The following is a 24039-nucleotide window of genomic DNA, read 5'->3' on the forward strand; positions in this document are numbered from 1 at the left end:
ATCCTCTTACATCCTTTAACCAATAAATAAAATGACTATCATATTAATACTTAGAACTAAGTTTAAGATCAGAAATCCCAATAGCGCTTATGCATGCTAAAGGATTTAATCATTTTTTTAGGTAGTTTTTCATATTGTTGCCCCAACTTATATCCAAGAATTTTCATAAAGTTATTTATACATGATATTGGTAACCAATGAGGCGCTCTTTTAAGCAAAAACTTTATCTCTGACAGTATAAACCTTTTCCCTTCACCTCCAGCACCTCCCATATTTTCCCTAATCCAAGGCTCATCTTTGTGAAAAACACCAATATCAAAATAACGTTTGAACTCTTCAGATGGGGTATAATTATGCGAATGTTGTACTACTGCTTTCGCAACATAGGCTACCTTATATCCAGAAAGGACAGCCTTTGCTGTGAAAAACATATCTTCACAAAGAATCGTATTTGAAGGGAAGCCGCCTAACTCTTTGAAAGTTGATAGCCTATATGCTGAAAATGAATTTGACATAAATACAGTTTTAAGCCCCATCTGAGGAATGTCATCTTTTCCACAAACATACCCTTTTTCCGGATAGCTATATTTTCTCGCATGTTGTGCCAGTGGATTAGCATCTGTATGAGGTAACTGTCGACCATAGGCACATGCAATGCTAGTATCAGAAAATACTGATATTATTTCCTCAATAAAATTAGGTTGAGGAATAGCATCCTGGGTCAAAAAAATCACTATATCATACAGATCAATATATTTTTCAACCGCTTGATTTCTTGTCCCCCCATGATTGAAGTCTTTCCCAGCAATAGTCAGCACATCGAAACCCGACTTGTCGGCAACGGAAACTGTATCATCCTTACTTGTCGAGTCAATTACATGTACAAACAAATCAGCAGGGGCATATTTCTTTATATTTTCTACAACAGTTTTCCATATTTCCCCACCGTTATAAGTAGGTATTGCAACATAGTATCTCATATAAAAACTCTTTATCTACTATTCTTAAGGATATGCTTAATACGCACCATCCTTTTTCAATACAACACCAATAGTCTTAAAGAGAATGGCGATATCATTCCACATAGACCAGTTTTTAACATACCATGCATCAAGGTATACTCGAGTCTCGTAGTCTACATCGCTACGACCACTCACCTGCCACAAGCCAGTCATCCCAGGTTTACTTAGGAGGTAATAATCAACTTCATCGTTATATCTTTCGAGTTCAGCAGTAATAATAGGCCGTGGGCCAACCAAACTCATTTCACCTTTCAACACATTGAATAGTTGAGGTAACTCATCGAGACTAGTCCGACGTAAGAAACTTCCAATTTTAGTAATTCGTGGATCATTTTTTAGTTTGAATGTTGCATCCCACTCCTTTTTTGCTTCAGCATCGTGAGATAAAAGTTCCTCCAGAACTTCTTTAGAGTTTATGACCATTGAACGAAATTTTAAGCATTTAAATGATTTCCCACCTTTACCAATTCGCTCATGCCCATATATTGACGGCCCCCCATCCTTTTTAACTTTACTACTTATATATACTAGCATCGGCGATAAAATAATAATAATAGACAGCGAGCCGACTATATCAAAGATACGTTTTAAAATTCTTGAAGACCATTTCGCGAGATTTTGTTGAACCCTAAAAATCATAACTTCATGGCTAAAGATAAATGACATATCTGTGCTATCTAACGGCATTCCGCGTAATGTAGGAATCACAGAAACAAATCTATAGCCCTTAATCATAAAATTACGCAACCACGTATTTCTTATTTCGCTTTGATCAGATTCTACTGCTACGATAAATTGTGTTTTGGGATCTTTGGTTGACAGCCAATTTATATCATTTGGCAAAACAGATATTCCATCTATTTTTTCACCTGAAACCACTCCCCCTGGACTAGAGATAAACCCAACAACTTCCAATCCTAAATTCCTTTCGCTGCTTATTGCTTTGTATGCCTCTTTTGCATTCTCACCACTACCAATAATCCAAGTATCACGCTGCCATAGATTAAAAAAGTCCAAAACTCGTTTTATTCCCATCCGCGCTATAGGAACCAATATTAAAATTAAAATCCATGTTAAAAGCCATAATAAGCGTGAGAATGTCCACGTTGTAAATGCCATAACTGCAATTTCAATTATTGCAAAAATAACAAGCGTCCGCAGTATTTCTTTTAGTTCAAACCAGAAAGTCTTACGATAAAAGTAATGTCTAAGCCTCATGGAATACCAGCCAACACAGCAGAATGCTAGTAACCAATGTAAGGCAATCCATCCTTCTATCTGATTTTCCGGGAAATATTCTTCATAATTATTTACTGTAACAGATAATAATCCAGCTGATATATATAGTGATATTGTAAAAGCAAGGAAATCAGATACTGCTAATGCAATACTGACGATAATATTCCTGACAAAGAGCGTCATAATCCCCTCTCTTGAGATTTATATTTAACCTGTTTGTTTTTTATTTATATTTATGTAGACCGATATAAACAGGGAAAACTTCCCTGTTTATATCGAAGTAAATTCTATTTATTGTCTTTATATGAATAGCCATAATGGCTATATCCATAGCCATAGTAGCTACTTGCTTTTTTTACAACACCGTTCAAAATGCACCCTTTTACAGCTATGCCTGCGTTTTCAAAGCGCTTAATACTAACGTCTATCTCTTTGACAGTATTTTCCTCAAAGCGCGCAACTAGCAGCGTAGTACCGACGTAATGACCAATTACGGCAGCATCAGTTACTGCAAGTATAGGTGGAGTATCTAATACTACAATGTCATAGTTTGCACTTGCCCAACTAATTAACTCACCAAACCGGCGATGCATTAACAACTCTGCTGGATTCGGAGGCACCATACCTCTTGAAATGTAATCAAAATCAGCCGAAATGATCCTTTTAATAGCTTTGCTTGACTCTATGTTTCCGACCAAAATATCTGACAGACCGTTTTCATTGTTTTGATTAAATAACTTATGAGTATATCCTTTTCTCATGTCAGTATCTATAAATAGCACTTTTTTCCCAGTCTGGGAAATTACTGCTGCTAAATTTGAACTTACAAATGTTTTACCTGCATTTGGACTAGCACCAGAGATCATAAGAACATTATTTCTGGCTTCCATCATTGCAAAATGAAGACTTGTACGTAAACCTCGTATAGCTTCAATTGCTAAATCCGCTGGATTATCTACTGCCAGAAAACCCTGTATTTCATTTTGTACTTTCTTTGACCATTTCGGTTGAACTATATTATTACTATAAGCTTCTGCAACCGGAATACTTGCGTAAACATTAATACCAAGCTCTTCTAGCTGCTCAGGTGTTTCAATGCCTCTTCTTAAGAAGACTCGTAATAACACTAATCCAATTGATACGATTCCGCCAAATATAATTCCAATTAGAACAATTAATACTTTCTTCGGTTTTACAGGTTTTAGTTCTGTTACTGCATTATCAATTATTCTAACATTACCAATCGCGCTAGATTTGGAAATACTTAACTCTTGTTGACGATTTAATAACTGCATATATACTGCACGTCCAGATTCAACATCTCGACTTAATCTTAATATTTCTTGTTGAGTTTCAGGCATTGCCGACACTCTTTTGTTTAACTTTGCTTTTTCGTCCTGTAATGTTTTCCTTTTCTCCATTAAAGCCTTATAAGTTGGATGCTCCTTAGTATACAACTGTGAAATTTCTGACTCACGAAAAGTCAATTGATTAAGCTGATTATCAACATTTACTATTTGATCAAGTACAGATTTGGCTTCAAGTGATAAATCGACGGAATCGTTTTGCTGACGATATTTATTTAGTCTACCTTCAGCCATATCAAGATCACTACGCACTTGCGGTAATTGTTGATTTAGAAAATCTAGGCTTTTGGCATCTTGGGCTGCTTGACGAGCGATGTTTTGTGCCAAATAATTATTGCTAATGCTGTCAACAATTTTTTCTATTAACTCTGGATTATCTCCTGTTAAAGAAATACCAAGCATTCCTGTATCTTTTCCTTGATCTGCCACTTCCAATGATTCTTGCAAATCACTTATAGCTTTTAATCTGCTAATATATACAATCGAGAACTCAGAATCTGGACTAGCTTTTATTTCATCAACTTTCAGTGTAACTCCTGATGCTTCAAAAAGAACACCGACTTTCCCATTAAATGTTTTCTCACCAATGTCTATAATATAATTATTTTCATCTTTTACTGTGAGTTTAATTTTCGGAGCTTCATCACCATCAACCTGCGGAATATATAATCGTGAAATTGATATAACACCTGGTTTATCCCCCATAAATCTTGCTAAACCACGACCAAAAATAGGGAAAAACTCCTGTTTGACTCTTATTTGCAAATTAAGGTCATCCACTGTTTTTCCTAGTATCATCCGCGAACCAAGTAATGTTATCTCTGGTGCAGATTGTGGTTGACTGTTTGGCAACATTTGGCTGAGATTGCTCAGTATAGCATTAGCCTGCTTCTGTTCAACCTGAACAAGAGCATCCGCCTGATATATTGGTGTAGCGAAAATTGCATACAATAAAGCAAACAATGTGAAAAGTGAAGTTACTGATAAGATGAGTTTTCGATGATCAATTAGCTCACCCAAAAGACGACCTAAGTCGATCCCTTCATCATCTTTAGATGTCGTTTTGTTAATAGCTGATGTCATTCTAATTTTCCTGAATTATGCACCTAACTTTTGTGTCCAAAGTTTTCCGGCCTGCTCTATTAGCTTATATACAGATAAAAAGGCCTCTTCACTCTTCCTATATGGATCAGGTATATCTCTTTGATTAAGCCAATGACCAAATAACATTGTTTTACCCCTGACCTCAGGTGCAATATGCCCTATTTGTTCTATATGTGATCGTTCCATTACAAGAATTAAATCATATTGTCGACCAAGTCGAGCAGTAAACTGTTGCCCCCTATGTCCCTCTAATGAGAGACCATGCATCGCAGCAACTTTAATAGCACTAGAATCAGCAATATGATCAACAAGAGCTCCCGTACCCGCCGAATCTATTTTTTTATTAGGTAATGCTCGGCGTAAAAATCGTTCTCCGATAGGAGAACGACATATGTTACCGGTACAAACTACTAAAATTGATTCAAACATAATTATGGCCACGATTTAATGAAGCGTGCAGTTTCTGTCATGTCATGGACTCCAGTAATTGTCGGTACCAACTGAGACACAACACGATTCCAACGAACCAATGGTGCAGTAGTAACGTAGACAATATCATATGGTTGTAACTGGAATTCAGTACCTAACACCATAGCAGAAGCATCCTGTGCATTAAGCTGGTATATATTGGCAATTTTTCCCTGCTTATCTCCTTTTAACTGGCGAACAACAAAGACTCCAGTTGCATCACTCATTGCCTGGGATATACCTTCAGCATTGCCTAATGCTTCAGCCAGCGTCATGCCACTGCGGTCCATTTTCATGGTACTTTGTTTGCCAACTTCGCCCATAACAAAGACTTTAAGGTCGTCATTACGAGGTATGAACAGGATATCTCCGGGATACAAGAGATGATTCTGTGTCAAATCACCTTTCTGCATCAATGCATACAAAGAAATTTTGGTATCTTTACCATTATGCGTCAAAACAACATTTCGCCAATCAGCATCAGGAGCCAACCCACCTGCCGCATTAATAGCATCCATTACCGTTAAAGGAATATTAGTAATTGGCTGCTGCCCAGATTTGATAACTTCGCCAGTAACATATGCTTTTTGCGAACGGAAAGCAGCTACACTGATATCCACCTGAGGACTTTCAATATATGTTGTCAAACGGCTGGCAATGATTTGTCTGACTTCACTTAATGTTTTGCCTGCCACCTGCACTTTGCCGATATACGGATAGAAAATAGTACCATCCGCATTTACCCAGTTGCCGGTATCACTCGCACTACGATACTGCCCTGCCGGAGTCGTAAGTTCTGGATGATCCCACACTGTCACCATTAGTACATCGCCAACGCCGATACGATACTCGTAGCTTTTGAGTAAATTATCCAGTTGCGGATTTGGCTGCGCCATCACCGTAGGCGTACGTAGCTGATCGATCAGCCCTGGTGTCATCGGGTAAACATTGACCAACTTATCCAGATCGTAATCGCTATCGGGTAACTCAACAACATTCTTACGCAGGCTATTTAACCCCTGTCCTGGCATAATAGTACAACCCGCTAACAGCCCTATTGCCAATGCTAAAGCCGAAAATCTAACCATTTTTTTCTTCATAGTGTCACATCATCAGTAAACTAAAATTTCTTATTTCTGAGCTACATAGCATCCGCCAGTTTGTCCCCGGCTGGCTTCATGCAGACAATGGTAGACTGAAGTCCATTCTCTGATTTTGCTGTAGCATTCAGCCTATAGACTAAATGGGATCTCGATCCCGGCGCTTGCGCCAACATCATCGCTATCGCTATGGTCAGCATTGGTATACCACAGCGAGGTGTTCAGGCGGACAGTCTTATAGACATCCCCACTCCAGCCCAGTTGTACACCTTTCAATGTATCTGCATGCGGGAATGCTTTATTAATTGATTGATCTTTAGGATTCACCTTGGCATAGACCAGGCGTGTGCTCCAGCGCTGATTATCTTCGGTAACCAGTTCAACTTTACCGGCAAACAGCTGACCGTCGCCCCCCATAGCATCGCCTAGCGGATAACCCTGCTGATAATAACCATCGGTATAAATATGGTGGTTATAACTATAATTTGTTCTACTCATATTTGAGCGTGTATCATGCGCTTCTACATACCAGTTGACCGCATCTTTCCCCCAGCCGTGGTGCCCTTCAATTCCGCCCAGATACATATTAGCTGAAGGCAGATAGCCGGATTCATCTTCCCCAATCATCTGGCCATACAGGCTCACCGGCCAGCCCAGAGTTGGCTCGAGCTTCAGTTTAAAATCAAATCCCGCCAGCTGGTTACCGGGTTCATTAGCAGTACCGGTATTATCATGCCCAGTGAAACCATCCCAGAAACTGCTAAATGATTGAGGGCGCCCCTCTCCTCCCCACTGCATAATACGTGAAGCCCCCAGTTCCAGAGACTGGAACGGGGAGAAGGTCAAACGGCCGCCGATAATCTTGGCATGCGGTACCGCCGTGTACTGGTTCATCTGGCTGGCGGAAATCTGGTACTGCCAGGGGCCAATCCAGCGCAACCACCAGGTTTCCGGGGCCACCTGTTCAGCGCGCTGCATCAGGAATCCGGTCATTGGCCTCGCAGCATCGCCGCGGATAAGGCTTCCTTCATAGCCAGGCCCCCACCACTGCGGCATCTGGCCGAACGACAGCCACTGGTTCCAGAACTTCACCGCGCCGTACGCGCCGTTGGCATTGAACCGGGAGCCGTTGCTGATACGCTCACCGCCTTCCACATTGCCCTGCAGATGAACATCCCACCAGTCGCCGCTGTTATTAAAGGACAGCGATAGCGAGTTATCCGCCGGTTGGCTTTGCGCAAAGCCCTGCGGTGTTCCCGGCTGATCGGTAGAGGTGTAGCCGCTGACGCGGAAATCAGCCTTCAATGAGGAAAGCCGCTGATTAATACGCGCCAGCACCACCTGTTCAGAAGAATAGGAGGGTTTAGCCTTTTTTAACGCCCGGGTAATCTCTTCCTGGCTCAGGGGCCAGGTCGAAAGGCTAAGCTGGATAACTCCCCGGTCAGAAAGCCAGGAGAGATCGTTACGCAGTTCGTTATCATTGAGTACCAGACCAGAGGCATAAACCTGCGCACTCACCGATGTCAACAGCCCCAAAGCAAGTGCAAGACGCGCGATTTTCATCATTATACAAGATCCATTTTTAGCCCCGTTTCCGCAAGCTGGCGAGTCATGGGGAAATATGAGTTTAGAGAGCGCACGCAGACGCCAGTCGTAGTATGTTTGTTCAGCAGTGATGATGCAATAAGCAGTACCTTTGAACGTAATCAGCCACGCACTATTTGAATTATCAGTGCAACAGTCACAACGCCAGCGACGCCCCTCACACCGATCACCACCCCACCATGGACATGAGCTATCTCAAGTTGGCCAGAGGGATAACACGCTGTAGAGTCAGAAAGATTGCCGATTATATACGGTGCTTGCGGATAATCATCCGTCGCAGCCGGTTTTAGGAATTTCGAACATATAGAAGATGACTGCAGAATTGACGCTGACGGTTTCGATACGCTACCGCCCTTGGCTTAACAGCTACCAATGCACTGTACTTCATTTATACATTTTTGCTGGCACAGTGCCCGCGTGATTATTAGTCATTGACAATATTTTTTGCGGCATCAAGTTTACGAGATTCTGCCGGCAAATGGGAGTAAAAATGACAACTATTCGCTTATCAAAGCAACCTAATCTGACTCCTCCGACAAGCGGACGACACCTCAATAAGATTGTTTAATAATATCTCATCGATCCAGCTCAAGATGCATAATCACGCACCAAAACCAAAGCAAGGCTATGTTTTTTAAGACTTTTATTGGATGAGTATATTAACCACGCTAATTCTCGTCACTTCCGTCAACTACAAAAATTAATACCTGCCATTCATTTTTTATACTTGACAAACATAATTTAATTTCAAGAGTAAGGGGCGGCCTGCCTATTTAGGATTGTTCTCAGCCACGTTATTTCCTGTGTCAGCAAAAATATTGCTGCAGAATGTAGTAGCAACTATTTATTTCACGAATATGAATGTACGAAACCGGGACTGATTCTATTATTTTCTCTGGACTTATTCATCGTCAGCAGCACACTCAGTAAAAACGCTTATGCAAATCCGCGCGGGTAAAAGGCTTTTCCAGCGGACCCAGCTTAACGGCTATTTCACCCAGCAGAGACTGAGTTGGCGCTTTAGCGCCGGTATTTAGCAGCACGACGGGGATGATAATCAGACTGAGCACCCCGCTCCAGGAGAGTTGCACATCGGCCACGCGCGATGAATTCCGCTGCAGCAGCAGAAACAGCGCGCTACCGCAGGCGCCAAGCAGCAGCCCGGCAATCACTTCAGATGGGGAATGGGCATGAATCGCCAGACGGGAATACCCCACGAGGATAGCCAGCAAATACCCTATAACCATGGCAGCCCGGCGTAAAGCAACGCTACCGCGGGCACAGAGCAGCCATAAGAAAATGGGCCAGAAGGCGGTAGATAAAGCGGTGTGCCCGCTAAAACCAGTGAAATCGAGCTCACGGATGCCGATGCCCCAGCCCATAAAAGCCAGTTTTGACGCACTGACGATGGCGCCGGTAATACCAAACAGCAATCCCCACTGCCAGGCAATCTGTCTGGAAGGCCTGCGCAGAAATAAAACCATGAACACTGCTGCCGCGCTGGGTAACAGCACGGTACTATCGCCAAAAAAAGAGACCCACTGCCAGTTCATTTATTTTTCATCCTTTGACGATTTTCCAGTTCGCAGCGCCTTTGTCCATGACGTTGTTATGGGCATACACATCCGATAACTTCACATTTTTATGCATGCATCACTGTTGTTTAATGCGTAAGCATGATCTCAGTCAAGTTTTATTTTTTTATGACAGCCAGCGACATGCATATTTTTTTAAGAAGATTCTGACTAACTCATTATTAGCAAACATAAAATTATGCTACTCCGACCATTCCATCACAGGAGGGCCAGCACAACAACCAGATGTCTCTGAAGTCGCTTTTTGTTTACACATTAAGTGTGTTTCAGCAAATCAGCATAACCATCTGATTTATATTGATTAATATTTGTCTAAAATATGCTGTTTTAATCAGCAGGGCTGTCTACAGAAGCATGCAACATCGCGGTCTTATGCCACATACTTCTGTAAACCCTACATTTTCATACTTCTGAAATCCGGTAGAGCCTATTTACGCGAGTAACTTCTTAATGCTCTCGCGGAATTTCGTGCCTTCTTTATGGTTACGCAGCCCGTAGTTTACGAAGGCCTGCATATAGCCCATTTTTTTCCCGCAGTCGTAGCTTTCGCCGGTCATTAACATGGCGTCAACGGGCTGCTTCTTCGCCAGTTCAGCGATCGCATCGGTCAGCTGAATACGTCCCCATGCGCCAGGTTGAGTGCGTTCCAGCTCAGCCCACACATCGGCGGAAAGAACATAGCGCCCTACGGCCATCAGATCGGAATCCAGCGTCTGCGGCTCGTCAGGCTTCTCGATAAACTCAACGATTCTGCCAATCTGCCCTTCCACATTCAGCGGGTCTTTGGTCTGGATCACCGAATACTCCGACAGGTCGCCGTCCATTCTCTTGGCCAGCACCTGACTACGCCCGGTTTCGTTAAAGCGGGCCACCATGGCTGCCAGGTTATAGCGCAGCGGGTCAGCGCTGGCATCATCCAGAACGATGTCCGGCAGCACCACAACAAACGGGTTATCACCGACGATCGGGCGCGCGCAGAGAATGGAGTGTCCCAGTCCCAGCGGCTGCGCCTGGCGTACGTTCATGATGGTCACGCCCGGCGGGCAGATTGCCTGTACCTCAGCCAGCAACTGACGTTTGACACGCTGCTCAAGCAGCGCTTCCAGTTCATAGGAGGTATCGAAATGGTTTTCCACGGCATTCTTAGACGAGTGGGTAACCAGTACAATCTCCTTGATGCCTGCAGCCACAATCTCGTCGACGATATACTGAACCATTGGCTTATCAACGATTGGCAGCATCTCCTTCGGAATCGCCTTGGTGGCCGGCAACATATGCATCCCCAATCCGGCTACCGGAATAACTGCTTTCAAACTTGCCATTCTCATATCCACCCATATAGTGATAAATCTTCGATACCCACCTGATTACAGGTTCTCCTGGTATCAATCTGTGATATTACCGTTTTGCTCTCAGTCCGACTTCCAGCAAAATTCCGAAACTACATGTTTCATCAGAGAATACACGCAAAGTATTAGGTCCGACAGAGCGGTTTAAGAAAATTCTGATGACGCAGATGCCATATAGCGCCCTGCCTCAGGATTTTCTTCTGTTCTCGTACCACCAGCAGGACTTATCGCTGCATTCCCGGTAGAGAATACTGTAGAGGATACACCTGGATAATTCGCAAAACGTAGGGAAAAAGAGGATTTATTCTTATGAACACCGGTCCATAATTCATAAAAATAATCTGCAGGCGCTATTTTCAATAGAAAATAGCGCAGAAAGCTCACCGCTGCGCTCATCATGCCCTCCCTCGCCTCTTGCCCGCTGTCCATGTCATCCATCGGCACTGACTTTTACACCTGATTAAAAGCTACTGATATCGTCTGATTAAACAAGATATTTTGCAAGCCACGACATTCAGTAGTATCAAAAACTGGATCGCTACGATTAAGTAATTGAATTGGGCGTTTACCCCCGGCGTCTAAATCCGTCTGATTTTCATACCGCTATGCGACCAGAGAGAGCAATAACCGGCATTATTGATCCAGTACACTTTTTGCAAGTTTATATTCAGTCGTCCACAGTCATGCCTTTTATTAATAAGCTTATTTGCATAAAAAATAAGCTCGCGCGTCTATAATTCATGCAGTCTAATATTGCGATCCGCAGCATTTCTCCCGCAGCTGTACCCGCCCGACGTCATAAGACGAGAATATATTGCAATTTATCTGTCGCTTATCCATGATCGTCGGATGGCACTCTCAGGTAGTATAGGTTTTAACTAATGATGGAATGGATTGCCGACCCCTCAATTTGGGCCGGTCTCATAACGCTGGTGGTTATAGAGCTGGTCCTCGGTATTGATAACCTTGTTTTTATCGCGATCCTCGCGGAAAAACTCCCTCCGACTCAGCGTGACCGCGCGCGGGTGATTGGCCTGCTGCTGGCGATGCTGATGCGTCTGCTGCTGCTCGCCTCGATATCCTGGCTGGTCACCCTGACCACACCGCTGTTCACCTACCACGACCTCAGCTTTAGCGCGCGAGATTTGATTATGTTGTCTGGTGGGTTATTCCTGCTGTTTAAAGCCACCGTTGAGCTGAATGAACGGCTGGAGGGCAAAGACAGCGATAATCCGGTTCAGCGCAAGGGCGCGAGGTTCTGGGGGGTGGTCGCTCAGATTGTGGTACTGGATGCCATTTTCTCCCTCGATTCGGTGATCACCGCCGTAGGCATGGTCGACCATCTGGCGGTGATGATGGCGGCGGTGGTTATTGCCATGAGTTTGATGCTGCTCGCCAGCAAAGCGCTGACGCGGTTTGTCAACAGCCACCCGACTATCGTTATTCTCTGTCTGAGTTTCCTGCTGATGATTGGTTTCAGCCTGATTGCCGAAGGGTTTGGGTTCCCCATCCCGAAAGGTTATCTGTATGCGGCCATCGGCTTCTCCGTCATCATTGAGTCGCTGAACCAGCTGGCGCTGTTCAACCGCCGTCGCTTCCTCTCCGCCAATCTCACGCTACGCCAGCGCACGACCGAAGCGGTGATGAATTTACTCAGTGGGCATAAAGAACATGCCGAGCTCAGTAGCGATACGGCCGCGCTGATCGACAGCCAGGCCGATAACCCGCTGTTCAACCCCCAGGAACGCCGGATGATTGGGCGGGTGCTTAATCTCAACCAGCGCACCGTCAGCAGTATTATGACCTCGCGCCATGATATCGAGCATATAGACCTTAGCGCACCGGAGGAGGAAATCCGCGCCTTGTTGGAGAAAAACCAGCACACCCGGCTGGTCGTCACCGGCGGAAATGATGATGAAGATCTGCTCGGCGTGGTTCACGTCATCGACCTGTTACAGCAATCGCTGCGCCATGAACCGCTCGACCTGCGCGTCCTGCTTCGTCAGCCGCTGGTGTTCCCTGAGACGTTGCCTCTGCTGCCGGCACTGGAGCAGTTCCGCCATGCCAGGACCCATTTCGCCTTTGTGGTGGACGAGTTTGGTTCCGTTGAGGGGGTGGTGACCCTGAGCGATGTCATGGAAACCATCGCCGGCAATTTACCCAACGAGGCTGAAGAGATTGATGCCCGCCACGATATCGCGAAAAATCCTGACGGCAGCTGGACCGCCAATGGGCATATGCCGCTGGAAGATTTAGTGCAGTACATTCCCCTGCCGCTCGATGATAAACGCGAGTATCACACGATTGCCGGTCTGTTGATGGAAAATCTGCAGCATGTCCCTGAAGCGGGTGAAGAGGTGAAAATCGGCGACTACATCGTACGCACGCTGCAGGTCGAGAGTCACCGGGTACAGAAAGTGCAGATTATCCCGCCGCCGCCGCGGGAAGATGAGCTGAGCTACGAAGTGTAATCCCCGCAGTCGGCAGATACTCCCCGGTGGCGCTACGCTTACCGGGGCTACAAAGAGAGTCCGCTCGGGTAGCCCGGATAAGGCGTTTGCGCCGCTATCCGGGAAAACCACCGTGATAACCTTTCAACCTGCATCAGACTGCTTCCCCGGTGGCGCTACGCTTACCGGGGCTACAGGGAGAGTCCGCTCGGGTAACCCGGATAAGGCGTTTGCGCCGCTATCCGGGAAAACCACCGTGATAACCTTTAAACCTGTCTCTGTCTGCTTCCCCGGTGGCGCTGCGCTTACCGGGGCTACAGAGAAAGTCCGCTCGGGTAGCCCGGATAAGGCGTTTGCGCCGCTATCCGGGAAAACCACCGCGATAACCTTTCAACCTGCATCTGTCTGCTTGCCCCCGGTGGCGCTACGCTTACCGGGGCTACAGGGAGAGTGCGTTCAGGTCGCCCGGATAAGGCGTTTGCGCCGCCATCCGGGCCCGTAAAGTCGCTCCGCCGGTCAATCCTGGTTAGTGTTTCTCAAGCAGCTTCTTCACTTCTTTCCCGTCCTGGGTGTTTTTATTGCGCTCAATCCAGTCATTAAGCCGCTGTTTAGCTTCATCCTGCAGCTGTTTACGCAGCACCTGGTCGACCTGCAGGCTATAGCTCAGCGCCTGCCATTTTCCGTAGATACGTAGCGGAATCGCGGTCTGTTTGAGCTTGTCGATAAGCTTGCTTTCGCCTTTCCAGCCGCCCAGCACGCGCACGTTAAAGCGCATATCGCACTCTTCTTTCAATAAATTCAGGTCGCCCTGCCCGGTCAGCGCCATCATCTCTGATTGCCCCTGTAGGCTTTGCAACGTGACCTGTCCCTGCGCCAGCTGCAGCTCGCTGCTCATGGAGTCGAGGCGGGTCGCGTTGTCGTAATTTTCCTGCGCCTGCACATTGGTGCTGCGCTCAACGGCCTGCTGCACGAGCTGCTGGAAGTTAAGCCCTTCGGTGCGGGTATTCGCCATCTGTATCTGCGCATCCCCTTGCCAGCGACGACGGAAATCGTCGGCATCAATTTTTTCACCGGAGAAATCCCCGGTTAACGAGAGCTTACCGGTCAGATTGAGCGAATAGTTAAATGCTTTCAGGATGGTGGCAATCTCAACGTTATCCAGTTTGGGCTGGAAAGAGGCTTGCGATGTCTCTCCCCGCGCGTCAAGGGTGCCGGGCAACGATATCAGGCCGCCATCCAGTTCGCCCTGAAGCTGGTTGATGGTCAGCAGTCCGAGCTGGTTACTGATGTCGCTTTTCACCTGAGTAAAGGTCATCCCACGCCACTGAAGCTGGTCGGCCGTTAGCGCCATATGGGCGGTAAATCCGCGCAGGCTGTTGTAATCTTCCTGAATATCGCTGTCGGCAATCACCGGGCGCAGCTGCCTCGGCTGGCTTTGTCCCTGCTGGCTGGCGCCAGAATCCGTTGCCGGCGAACCGTGCGTCAGCAGAGTGTCGAGGTCAAGAGTCGTGGCATGAAGATTGAGGTTCCAGTCGGCCCGGTCACCTAAAATCACGCTGGCGCTGCCGGCAATCGTGCTGCCGTTCGCCGTCAGATTGAGGTTATCAAAGCTCAGCTTTTTCTCGTCCTCCTGCCAGTTCGCCTGCATACTGCCCTGCCCGCTCACGCCGTCAGCCGGGAGCTCGGCGCCGCGCAGCTGCCAGTCGAGCCGGGAGATGTCAGCCTTCAGAGAGTGTGGATAGTCACCGCCCTGCACCTCGGCGGTGAAAGAGAGCGCCAGATCGCGCTGGTCGCGGTTGATTCGCCCGGCAAAGTCGAGCGTTGCGTGATGATGTTCATCTTGATCCATCTGCAGGCGAATATCGCGCACGGTCACCTGTTCGCCATCTTCATGCTGGAAAAAGAGGACGCTGTCCACCACCTGCAGCTGCCGCACGTCGTAGGACCAGCCGCTGTCTTCCGCCACCAGCGGCAGCGAATTGTCGTGAGGAACCACCGGCGCATCCTGGCCGCGTACGGCTTCGGTCTTCGGCGTCAGCTGAATGACCGCTCCCTTGAGCATCACCTGTTTGACCTGCAGCTGATGAGAAATCAGCGGCATGAGGGCGACATCAAGACGCATATTGTCCGCGCGCACCACCGGTTCAGCCGCCCCCGGTGCCGTCAGCGTCATGCGGCCGGAAAGAATACTCAGCTGCGGCCAGACGTGCCAGCGCAGCGGGCCATCGAGTTCGAGCTGATAACCGCTACGTTCCGCCACCTTATGCACCATATAGGCGCGAAAATCGTTGGGATTGACCAGCAATACCAACGCGGTCAGCCCGGCGACAACCACCGCCAGCAAGATCATCAGCGTCGTCAGAATTCGTCTCATGGCACCCTCAGTACACCGCTTACGTTATCAATCCTTGTCGATTCGACTCGCCACCGCGCCCTGCTGGTCGCGATATTTGGCGTCTTCACGGCGGTTATAGGGCCGTGCCGCAGGGCCTGACAGCGGTTCAAAGCTCAGTGCGCCGATCGGCATCCCCGGACGCAGCGCCAGCGGCAGCTTGCCGGAGTTGAAGAACTCGAGCACGATGCAGCCAGACCAGCCGGGATCGATACGGTGAGCGGTGACGTGCACCATCAGCCCCAGACGCGCCAGAGAGGAGCGTCCGTCCAGCCAGCCGACCAGATCGGCCGGTAGCGTCACCGACTCATAGGTCACCGCCAGCGCCAGCTCTCCCGGATGCAGATAGAAGGCTTCGCCTTCCGGCAGCACGATCTCTTCGCTCATCACCCGATCCAGCGCCGCGGTCACTTCTGCTTTTGGCCCGCTCAGATCGATAAAGGGCGCCGTGTGGCCGCGAAACGTGCGGAATTTATTCCCCAGCCGAACGTCGACGGTCGCGCCGTTAATACGTTCAATGGGCGGGCGCGGGCTGATAGATAGCCGCCCCTCATCCAACCAGGCTTCTATATCTCGGTCGCACAGACGCATGAGCTCTCTCCTTTATGGCATCGCGCCCCTACACCTTCCGGGGCTAAGGGCAATTTGGGTTCTCTTTGCACGTTACACAATTCGTCTGTGTTATTCAAAGAACTGACTGATTTTTGCCTTCAGAATATCAATCGCGATGCGGTTTTTACCGCCGCGCGGCACAATAATGTCGGCATACTGCTTGGAAGGGTCAATAAACTGCAGGAACATCGGACGAACCGTTTTCTGATATTGCGCCATCACCGAGTCCATCGAGCGCCCGCGTTCATTCACATCGCGCTTGATGCGGCGCATCAGGCAGATATCCAGCGGCGTATCAACGAAGATAGAGAAGCTCAGCTCATTGCGCAGGCGAACATCCGTCAGCAATAAAATTCCTTCGAGGATGATCACTTTTTTCGGTTCGATGTGGATCGTTTCCGGCATACGCGTATGTTCAACGTAGCTGTAAACCGGTAATTCAATCGGCTGGCCGCTTTTCAACATCTGCAAATGTTGAAACAGTAAACTGTGATCCATCGAGCTGGGATGGTCATAGTTCGTTTTAACACGCTCTTCCATCGACAAATGACTTTGATCTTTGTAGTAGCTGTCTTCCGGAATAACGCCAATATGTTCATCACCAACCTGTTCGCGCAATTCGCGATACAGCGTGCTGGCGATAAGACTTTTTCCCGAAGCCGATGCGCCGGCGATACCTATAATGACGCACTGATGAGACGTATCAGTCATAACTTTTTTGCGACCTGATTAACCTGGATGTATATACACATAACCCTTCGAGCTGCCGCCGCGTGACTCGGCTTGCAGCCTCGCCCCTGTGGGGTTTGTTCAAAACGCTAACGAGTTTTGAGGCGCATCTCGAATAATTTCATGTATTGGAAGGGTGACGTTTGACCGTCAAACGCGGCAATTATAGGGATTTCAGCGCGTCGATACCAGTGATATGCACCCTGCATGGTTATTCCTCCGTCGGCGCCCATCCTTCGCTATACCAGATATGCAATAACGCATAGGAACGCCACGGCTGCCAGCGGCTGGCGTAACGGGCAATACGCGCCGGGGTCATGCCGCTAAACCGCTGCTTAATCAGGTAATCATCCGGCAGAAAAATGTCCTTCGCCTGCCAGCCGCGCAGGGCAAAATAGCTGGCGGTCCAGCGGCCGATACCGGGCAGCGTTTGCAGCTGTTTCATCCCGCCCTCAATGTCGTCCGGCGCCGTCAGCGGCAGCTGACCGTCAATCACCGCCTGCGCCAGATGGATCAGGGCCTCGGCGCGCCGCAGCGACATCCCCAGAGCTTTAAGCGCTAATGGATCCGCTCGCGCCAGGGTTTGTGGTTCAGGAAAGAGCCGGTATTCCGGCGCCTCCGCCAACGGTTCCCCGTAAGCCGCCGCCACTTTTGCCGTCAGCTTCGCCGCCATCGCCACGCTGACCAGCTGCCCCAGCACCGCGCGTACCCCTTGTTCAAAGGCATCAAGCGATCCCGGTAGCCGCAGCCCAGGACGCGCGCTGGCCAGCGTGCCCAGCGTCTGGGCCACCCGATGCGGGTCGCAGGCTAAATCAAACAAGCGCGCAACCCGATAGTGGCACGCATCGGCCACCGGCAGCAGGCCGGCAGATAAGGTCACGCGTAATCCCTGCGCCGCCATATCGGGCTCAACCGCGATCAGGCCACGATGGCCCGCCAGGGAAAAGCTGCGGGTGTAACGCCCCTCGCTGAACGTTTCAATACCCGCCACCGCACGGGCGTGTAGAAAACCGAATATCCATTGCGGGTCGTAGGGGGAGTGCCAGGGTAACAGCGTCATCATTTCTCCTTCTTTAATTGCCTCAATGATAGACGCTCCACGTCCGACATACCTTGCTTTTAAATTCCAGTTGTCGCCGTGGCGGCAATCCGCTAAAGTCGCCCCCCTTCTTCACTGGCATGGGGATTTTTCAGGTCATGTTTATTGGTTTTGACTACGGAACCGCCAACTGTTCGGTTGCCGTAATACGCGATAATCTTCCGCAATTGTTAACGCTGGAAAACTGCAGCAAGCTGCTGCCGTCAATGCTGTCGGCGCCAACCCGCGAAGCGGTCAGCGAATGGCTCTATCGCCATCATGACGTGCCGACCAACGGCGCTGAAAACCAGGCGCTGCTGCGTCGCGCCATCAACTATAACCGCGATGAAGACATCGATGTCCTCGGCAACAGCGTCCAGTTTGGTCTGGCCTCGCTGCATCAATATGTCGACGATCCGGAAGAAGTGTACTTCGTTAAATCTCCGAAATCGTTCCTCGGCGCCAGCGGCCTGAAGCCGCAGCAGGTTGCGCTGTTTGAAGATCTGGTGTGCGCCATGATGCTGCATATTAAACAGCAGGCGCAGACGCAGCTTCCGGAAACCATTGATCAGGCGGTAATTGGCCGGCCGATCAACTTTCAGGGTCTGGGTGGCGATGACGCCAATGCCCAGGCGCAGGGGATCCTCGAGCGCGCGGCGAAGCGCGCCGGTTTCCGCGACGTCGTTTTCCAGTTTGAACCGGTTGCCGCCGGGCTGGATTTCGAAGCGACGCTCAACGAAGAAAAACGGGTGCTGGTCGTCGATATCGGCGGCGGCACCACCGACTGTTCGCTGCTGCTGATGGGGCCGCAGTGGCGGCAGAAAGCCGATCGCCAGCAAAGTTTACTCGGCCACAGCGGCTGCCGCGTCGGCGGGAACGATCTCGACATCGCTCTGGCCTTTAAATGCCTGATGCCGCTGCTGGGGATGGGTGGCGAAACTGAAAAAGGGATCGCCTTACCGGTACTGCCGTGGTGGAACGCCGTCGCGATCAACGATGTGCCGGCGCAAACCGATTTCTACAGCAGCGCCAACGGTCGCTTGCTCAATGATTTACTGCGTGATGCCCGCGACGCCGATAAAGTCGCGCTGCTGCTGAAAGTCTGGCGCCAGCGTCTGAGCTATCGCCTGGTACGCAGTGCGGAGGAGAGTAAAATCGCCCTCTCCGCGCAAGAGCAGGTGACCGCCGGACTACCGTTTATCGGCAATGAACTGGCCACGGCTATCAGCCAACAGGGGCTGGAAGCCGCGTTGAATCAGCCGCTGACGCGTATTATGGAACAGGTTCAGTTGGCGCTCGACAACAGCCGCGAAACGCCGGATGTGATCTACCTGACCGGGGGGAGCGCCCGCTCACCGCTGATTAAGAAAGCGCTGGCAGCCCACCTGCCAGGTATACCGATCGCCGGCGGAGATGATTTTGGCTCCGTTACCGCCGGTCTGGCCCGCTGGGCGCAGGTCGTTTTCGCTTAACGTTCACGGGGCAGCCCTGCCCCGTTTTCTCCTGCGGCTCCCCCTCCCGGAACGCCACTGCCCAAAATCGCGTCATGGCATAAATCAGCTTCCCTGGAATGGACTCTCGCCAGGCGAACATGCACTCCCCCGGTTTTATCATCGTCCTGGTTTCCCCGGCAGTAGCGTTTTATATCGCCGCATGGCCAAAGCGACATCATGTTACGCCGTTTTGAGCTCGTCATGCCGGATACCATCACGACGCATGCCTTGTCTGACGCGGCGTAGAGGACAGGTCTGGCCAGTATGACCTGTTACAAATAACGCTGGTACAATCTCCTCGCCCCCTGCAGAATGCTGTGCCGTCTGAAACTTCGCATTTATTTCCCGACATCCGGGGGGACCGCCTGTGCATGTCGCAGACATGATTGATTATTCCTGTCACCATTATTCATCCATGCCGCAGGGGGAGATTTGAATCATCTACGCGCCGTTCCTGGCCTCGCCGCTTCGCTCGCCTGGAGCTACAGAGTGCTCTTTTGGATCGGCTTTGGCATTGCGACCAGCCTGATGTTTTCTTCCCCCGCTGCGGCGCAAAGTCGTCAGGTTGGCATTGATATTCCCGTGCAGTGGGTTGCCGACATTGACGGTTCGATGACGCTGGAGACATTTCTCGCCCTGCCGGAGAGTGCGCTCACTACGGGGCAGCGCATCCCGTCATTTGGCTACTCAGCAAAAACGTACTGGTTTAAGAGCCACCTGCCGGCGGCCGATTTTGACGGTGAACCTCGCTGGCTGCAGCTCGGCCCCTCCTTTATCGATCACCTCAGCGTTTTCTACCGTCCTGCCGGCAGCAATCTCCCGTGGACGCATAAAGAGTTTGGCGACCATGCCTCGACCCGCGATAGCGACCTGGACTACCGCGAAAGCGTACTGATTTTAGCGCCGCCCCCTGGCGACGCGGGATACGATATGGTCTTTCGCCTGCGCAGCAGCAGTACCCTGATCCTGCTGGCGACGCTCTCTTCCCCTCAGGAGTTTGTCCGCACCGCAACCCGGGATACCGCATTCTGGAGCTTTTATTTTGGCCTGGCGGCGATTGCCAGCGGAATTGCCCTGTGGCTTGCCTTATTGTTGCGTCGCCGCCTGCTGTGGGGAATTTGCCTGTTTTCCCTCAACTATCCGCTGGTGGCGGCGCTACACGGCTACCCGGAGTGGTTTTTTGGCGATGCCGCTCTCCCCGTGCAGGATGCGATGATCAGCTACCTGTCATTGCTCAGCTACGCCACTGCGCTGTGGTTGCATAGCGAGGTTTTTGATCTTAAAAACAATATGCCGCGCTTGCACCGGCTGCTGCTCGTTGCTATTGGCGTCAATATTGTGCTTCTCGCCAGCGTTCCCCTCGGCTTTTACGGGCAGGCCATGCAGATCGAGGCGGCGATGTTCTTTATTGCCGCTCCGATTCTGCTGATCACCTCATGGCTGCTCTGGCGACGCAAAGCCATTGATTTGAATACGCTGCTGTTGGGACTGCTTCCGCCGGTCTACGTGGCCTCCGCCGCGCTGGTGCTGCTCTCCATTCACGGGGTGATCCCTTTTCATAACACTATCTATTCCGCCTGGCAGTACGCGCTGATTGTTCATATTGTCACCGTCCTCATCATTGCGGTCCGGCGAGTACGGGCCGAAAATCGCAGGCTGGTGCAAAAACAACAGCTGACGCGAGAACTGCAGATCGAACGCGAGGCAAGCTTTCATCAACGTCAGTTTATGGGGATGGTGGCGCACGAATTCAGAACGCCGCTCTCGGTTATTCAGGCCGCGCTGGAGAACCTGCTCTTATGTTCTCCGGATCCGGCGCAACGGCCGCGCCTGGACCGCATGCAGCGCGCCACCACACGTCTGGTCCAGTTAACCGATAACTGTCTGGCCGATGCCCGGCTCTCATCCAGCGCGCTGCATGTCGATAAACAAAATGCCGACCTGCTAGCGATCATTCGCATGGCGGCAACAGTGGTTGAACTCTCGTCAAATCATTATCTGACGATCACGCTGGCCGGGCACAGCGTCGACGCCACGACCCGCTCGCCTCCACTCTTTGCCGATAGCGCACTGCTGTGCATTGCGCTGGCCAACCTCCTGGACAATGCGGTGAAGTACACGCCGTCTGGCGAGATTGCAATTGCGATTCGCCCAAAGGCAAACTGCTGCGAGATTGGGATCCGTGACCAGGGGCCCGGTATTGCCGCTGATCATGTCGACCAGATCTTTGAGCGTTACCGGCGCGGCGCAGTCCGCACCGCGACGCCCGCCGGCACCGGTCTTGGGCTGTATGTCGCCCGGCAAATCATACAAGCTCACGGCGGTGAGCTTTGGCTGGCAATCAACGGTCCGACGGGATGCGAATTTGCGCTCACGCTGCCCCAGGATGACCTACCACAGCAGAAGGGTAAATCATGACATTACGCGTGGCCATCATTGAAGATAGCGCCGATCTCCTCGATGAACTGCTGGCCTTCCTGCGCTTTCGCGGCTTCGACGCATGGGGGGTGCACAGCGCGGAAGCCTTCTGGCGGCAGCTGCATCGCGACCCGGTGGATATTGTACTGGTTGATATTGGCTTACCTGGCGAAGACGGCTTCAGCGTTCTGGATTATCTGCATGAGATTGGCGAATACGGGCTGATTGTGATGACGGCCAGGGGGCATGAGCAGGATAAACTGCAGGCGTTCAATCTTGGCGCAGATTTCTATCTCATCAAGCCGGTCAATTTTTCCGTGCTGGCGGAGACCATCCATGCGCTGGGCGCCCGGCTGATGCAGCAAAACCCCCGCTCCCCGGCCGCGCCCCCCGTAGCCGAGAAATTAGCCTCTTCATCCTGGATTCTGCAGCCGGAAAGTCTGGTGGCGCCGTCCGGTACCGCGCTGCCGCTGACGCAGCAGGAGCACCGGCTGATGGCGCGCTTAATGCGCAATCCAAGTGAAGTCTGTCGCAAAGTTGATCTGCACGCGCATCTTTTCCCCGATGAAGTTGAGGCGGAGCTACACCGCATTGACGTCGTGATCAGCCGACTGCGCAACAAAGCGCGGCTGCACGGCATGACCTTGCCCATCCGGGCAATTTTTGGCAAAGGCCTGGCGTTTATTCCCTGAGGTTTCTCATCGCCGCCGTGCAAGCGACCTGATGCGCTCTCCACCCGTTTTATTATCCATAAGTTATTCATTTATCTGTTGTTGTTAATTTTTCTTATTTTTTGAGAGAAATGAGAGAAATGAGACTGACAGAGAATTAAGAATTTTCTTACATTGACCTCATGCCGCAAATGTCGTGACCGAAATCAGCCATGCTGCGGGAGGGGAACGCCCCCCCTTTCGCTCTAGCCAACCTGCGGACAGAACGGGTTTCACTCTGCCAGGGTTGCGTTCAAGGCGGCGACGTTACGCGAATATTCTATGCGGCAGACGCCGCGACGGTAGCAGCTTCACGCTGAATAACAGAATAATAATATTCGCATGCGCACTGTTGCGTATTTATCACAGCATAAAACTCAGTTAAGGATTATTCATTATGGCCTTACAAACGTGGCTGGCCTTATTGCTATGCCTGTTTTTCTTCGCGGTCTCCGTTTACAGCCTTATTTCTTATATAAAAGACAGGAGAAAAGAGCGTTTTCCCTTCGCGAACAGAAAAATGCGCAGAAAATAATCCTGGCAGGCTCCTGCTACTGCCATCGTAGTTATGAAAGGTCATTCTTCCGTTCATAAATACGATATTCCCGAGACACGGCAATTGCCGTAAACGCCCGTAAGGTTGCTCGCAGCCTGGCATGATGCCAGTGCCGCAGGATAGTCACGTCATGAGAAAAATAAGTATCGCGATTATCAGCCGCAACACCTTCCTTAGAGCGTCGCTAATGGCAATTATCCACGATCTCACCCGGGTCTGCGACGCCCTGACGATTGAGTTCAGCGGCCACTCAAGCGAGTTGTCCGCTCAGGACATCATCATCGCTGAGATTCTCCCGGGTGAGATTCACCTCTGTAACACCAGCATTAAAAACCGTAAGAAAAACAGTTCGGTGATCATTTTGCATCGCTATGATGAGCTGCCGGAAAAGACGCGGATCGTCAACTGTCTGAAAGATGTCACCTTCGTTCCCGTCAGAACGGTCAATGTTGACAGCCTGCGTGAGATTATTGGCCGGGCGCTATCGAAGAGTGAACAGCCGGAGTCAAAACGGGCGCTCGACTCAGCATCCATATGCGCCAACTGCCCGCACAAAAGCCTGTCGCCTTCGCAGGTCGTCGTTGCCCATGGCCTGATGAATGGCTTTGATATTGGTAAAATCTCTGCACTTCATCAGCTCAGCCCGAAGACCGTGATTTATCATAAAAATCAGATCATGGAAAAATACGGACTGAATAATCATTATGACTTCTTTCAGTTCATTAGCGTGTTAAAAGAGCGCGGATAAGATC

General features: G+C 50.0%; 19 protein-coding genes. 6 read left to right on the forward strand and 13 right to left on the reverse strand.

Going from position 1 to position 24039, the window contains the following annotated elements:
• Positions 1–68: 68 nt before the first annotated feature.
• The 9 genes from BV390_RS02030 to BV390_RS30510 form a co-directional block, all read right to left on the reverse strand.
• Positions 69–980 carry a glycosyltransferase family 2 protein gene (locus BV390_RS02030; RefSeq protein WP_085396467.1) on the reverse strand — a complete coding sequence of 304 codons (912 nt, stop codon included), beginning with the start codon at positions 978–980 and terminating at the stop codon, positions 69–71.
• Positions 981–1016: 36 nt separating this feature from the next.
• Entirely contained in the window at positions 1017–2444 is a 1428-nt protein-coding gene (gene wbaP / locus BV390_RS02035; protein ID WP_032699171.1) for an undecaprenyl-phosphate galactose phosphotransferase WbaP, read from the reverse strand.
• Between the two features lie 104 nt (positions 2445–2548).
• A complete protein-coding gene (locus tag BV390_RS02040) occupies positions 2549–4711 on the reverse strand; it encodes a polysaccharide biosynthesis tyrosine autokinase (RefSeq protein ID WP_085396469.1) in 2163 nt (720 codons plus the stop codon).
• A gap of 15 nt (positions 4712–4726) precedes the next feature.
• Entirely contained in the window at positions 4727–5161 is a 435-nt protein-coding gene (locus BV390_RS02045) for an arsenate reductase/protein-tyrosine-phosphatase family protein (RefSeq protein ID WP_072010673.1), read from the reverse strand.
• A gap of 2 nt (positions 5162–5163) precedes the next feature.
• The gene (locus tag BV390_RS02050) at positions 5164–6300 is read right to left on the reverse strand and encodes a polysaccharide export protein (RefSeq protein ID WP_032699169.1); all 1137 of its coding nucleotides are present in this window, start codon (positions 6298–6300) and stop codon (positions 5164–5166) included.
• A gap of 132 nt (positions 6301–6432) precedes the next feature.
• A complete protein-coding gene (locus BV390_RS02055) occupies positions 6433–7866 on the reverse strand; it encodes a capsule assembly Wzi family protein (RefSeq protein WP_032699168.1) in 1434 nt (477 codons plus the stop codon).
• Positions 7867–8828: 962 nt separating this feature from the next.
• Positions 8829–9458 carry a phosphatase PAP2 family protein gene (locus BV390_RS02060; RefSeq protein ID WP_032699166.1) on the reverse strand — a complete coding sequence of 210 codons (630 nt, stop codon included), beginning with the start codon at positions 9456–9458 and terminating at the stop codon, positions 8829–8831.
• 473 nt (positions 9459–9931) lie between these two features.
• Complete coding sequence (gene galF, locus BV390_RS02065) at positions 9932–10828, reverse strand: UTP--glucose-1-phosphate uridylyltransferase GalF (protein WP_071999960.1); 897 nt, start codon at positions 10826–10828, stop codon at positions 9932–9934.
• Between the two features lie 165 nt (positions 10829–10993).
• Positions 10994–11293, reverse strand: a complete 300-nt coding sequence (locus BV390_RS30510; RefSeq protein WP_132467560.1) for a hypothetical protein — start codon at positions 11291–11293, stop codon at positions 10994–10996.
• A gap of 440 nt (positions 11294–11733) precedes the next feature.
• On the opposite strand from BV390_RS30510, the gene BV390_RS02070 reads away from it, so the two are divergent.
• Positions 11734–13320, forward strand: coding sequence for a TerC family protein (locus BV390_RS02070; protein ID WP_032695607.1), 1587 nt, complete (start codon positions 11734–11736; stop codon positions 13318–13320).
• A gap of 505 nt (positions 13321–13825) precedes the next feature.
• Here the strand turns inward: BV390_RS02070 and asmA are convergent.
• From asmA to alkA, 4 genes are all read right to left on the reverse strand, one after another.
• Positions 13826–15673, reverse strand: coding sequence for an outer membrane assembly protein AsmA (gene asmA / locus BV390_RS02075; RefSeq protein WP_032686763.1), 1848 nt, complete (start codon positions 15671–15673; stop codon positions 13826–13828).
• 27 nt (positions 15674–15700) lie between these two features.
• Complete coding sequence (gene dcd / locus BV390_RS02080) at positions 15701–16282, reverse strand: dCTP deaminase (protein WP_004864592.1); 582 nt, start codon at positions 16280–16282, stop codon at positions 15701–15703.
• Positions 16283–16372: 90 nt separating this feature from the next.
• The gene (gene udk, locus BV390_RS02085; protein ID WP_004864593.1) at positions 16373–17014 is read right to left on the reverse strand and encodes a uridine kinase; all 642 of its coding nucleotides are present in this window, start codon (positions 17012–17014) and stop codon (positions 16373–16375) included.
• A 229-nt stretch (positions 17015–17243) separates the two neighbouring features.
• On the reverse strand, positions 17244–18092 hold the full coding sequence (alkA, locus tag BV390_RS02090; RefSeq protein WP_085396471.1) for a DNA-3-methyladenine glycosylase 2: 849 nt from the start codon (positions 18090–18092) through the stop codon (positions 17244–17246).
• A gap of 137 nt (positions 18093–18229) precedes the next feature.
• On the opposite strand from alkA, the gene yegD reads away from it, so the two are divergent.
• The 5 genes from yegD (at position 18230) to BV390_RS02110 (ending at position 24035) form a co-directional block, all read left to right on the forward strand.
• Positions 18230–19582, forward strand: a complete 1353-nt coding sequence (gene yegD, locus BV390_RS02095) for a molecular chaperone (RefSeq protein ID WP_085396488.1) — start codon at positions 18230–18232, stop codon at positions 19580–19582.
• Positions 19583–20131: 549 nt separating this feature from the next.
• Complete coding sequence (locus tag BV390_RS02100) at positions 20132–22021, forward strand: sensor histidine kinase (RefSeq protein ID WP_085396489.1); 1890 nt, start codon at positions 20132–20134, stop codon at positions 22019–22021.
• Positions 22018–22713, forward strand: coding sequence for a response regulator transcription factor (locus BV390_RS02105; protein WP_032686761.1), 696 nt, complete (start codon positions 22018–22020; stop codon positions 22711–22713). Before BV390_RS02100 ends, BV390_RS02105 begins: the two co-directional genes overlap by 4 nt.
• Positions 22714–23128: 415 nt before the next feature.
• Positions 23129–23266: a small membrane protein gene (locus BV390_RS30520; protein WP_139155973.1), complete on the forward strand. Its 138-nt coding sequence runs from the start codon at positions 23129–23131 to the stop codon at positions 23264–23266.
• A gap of 151 nt (positions 23267–23417) precedes the next feature.
• On the forward strand, positions 23418–24035 hold the full coding sequence (locus BV390_RS02110) for a helix-turn-helix transcriptional regulator (RefSeq protein WP_085396473.1): 618 nt from the start codon (positions 23418–23420) through the stop codon (positions 24033–24035).
• Positions 24036–24039: the final 4 nt, after the last annotated feature.

The sequence above is a fragment of the Klebsiella sp. YJ genome, assembly GCF_002108615.1.
In the GTDB taxonomy this organism is placed as follows: Bacteria; Pseudomonadota; Gammaproteobacteria; order Enterobacterales; family Enterobacteriaceae; genus Klebsiella; species Klebsiella planticola.

What these genes read in the sequence shown, in the direction of transcription:
- BV390_RS02030 (WP_085396467.1), bottom strand. Translation starts at nt 980, where the DNA reads ATGAGATACTATGTTGCAATACCTACTTATAACGGTGGGGAAATATGG.
- wbaP (WP_032699171.1), bottom strand. Translation starts at nt 2,444, where the DNA reads ATGACGCTCTTTGTCAGGAATATTATCGTCAGTATTGCATTAGCAGTA.
- BV390_RS02040 (WP_085396469.1), bottom strand. Translation starts at nt 4,711, where the DNA reads ATGACATCAGCTATTAACAAAACGACATCTAAAGATGATGAAGGGATC.
- BV390_RS02045 (WP_072010673.1), bottom strand. Translation starts at nt 5,161, where the DNA reads ATGTTTGAATCAATTTTAGTAGTTTGTACCGGTAACATATGTCGTTCT.
- BV390_RS02050 (WP_032699169.1), bottom strand. Translation starts at nt 6,300, where the DNA reads ATGAAGAAAAAAATGGTTAGATTTTCGGCTTTAGCATTGGCAATAGGG.
- BV390_RS02055 (WP_032699168.1), bottom strand. Translation starts at nt 7,866, where the DNA reads ATGATGAAAATCGCGCGTCTTGCACTTGCTTTGGGGCTGTTGACATCG.
- BV390_RS02060 (WP_032699166.1), bottom strand. Translation starts at nt 9,458, where the DNA reads ATGAACTGGCAGTGGGTCTCTTTTTTTGGCGATAGTACCGTGCTGTTA.
- galF (WP_071999960.1), bottom strand. Translation starts at nt 10,828, where the DNA reads ATGAGAATGGCAAGTTTGAAAGCAGTTATTCCGGTAGCCGGATTGGGG.
- BV390_RS02070 (WP_032695607.1), top strand. Translation starts at nt 11,734, where the DNA reads ATGGAATGGATTGCCGACCCCTCAATTTGGGCCGGTCTCATAACGCTG.
- asmA (WP_032686763.1), bottom strand. Translation starts at nt 15,673, where the DNA reads ATGAGACGAATTCTGACGACGCTGATGATCTTGCTGGCGGTGGTTGTC.
- dcd (WP_004864592.1), bottom strand. Translation starts at nt 16,282, where the DNA reads ATGCGTCTGTGCGACCGAGATATAGAAGCCTGGTTGGATGAGGGGCGG.
- udk (WP_004864593.1), bottom strand. Translation starts at nt 17,014, where the DNA reads ATGACTGATACGTCTCATCAGTGCGTCATTATAGGTATCGCCGGCGCA.
- alkA (WP_085396471.1), bottom strand. Translation starts at nt 18,092, where the DNA reads ATGACGCTGTTACCCTGGCACTCCCCCTACGACCCGCAATGGATATTC.
- yegD (WP_085396488.1), top strand. Translation starts at nt 18,230, where the DNA reads ATGTTTATTGGTTTTGACTACGGAACCGCCAACTGTTCGGTTGCCGTA.
- BV390_RS02100 (WP_085396489.1), top strand. Translation starts at nt 20,132, where the DNA reads ATGTTTTCTTCCCCCGCTGCGGCGCAAAGTCGTCAGGTTGGCATTGAT.
- BV390_RS02105 (WP_032686761.1), top strand. Translation starts at nt 22,018, where the DNA reads ATGACATTACGCGTGGCCATCATTGAAGATAGCGCCGATCTCCTCGAT.
- BV390_RS30520 (WP_139155973.1), top strand. Translation starts at nt 23,129, where the DNA reads ATGGCCTTACAAACGTGGCTGGCCTTATTGCTATGCCTGTTTTTCTTC.
- BV390_RS02110 (WP_085396473.1), top strand. Translation starts at nt 23,418, where the DNA reads ATGAGAAAAATAAGTATCGCGATTATCAGCCGCAACACCTTCCTTAGA.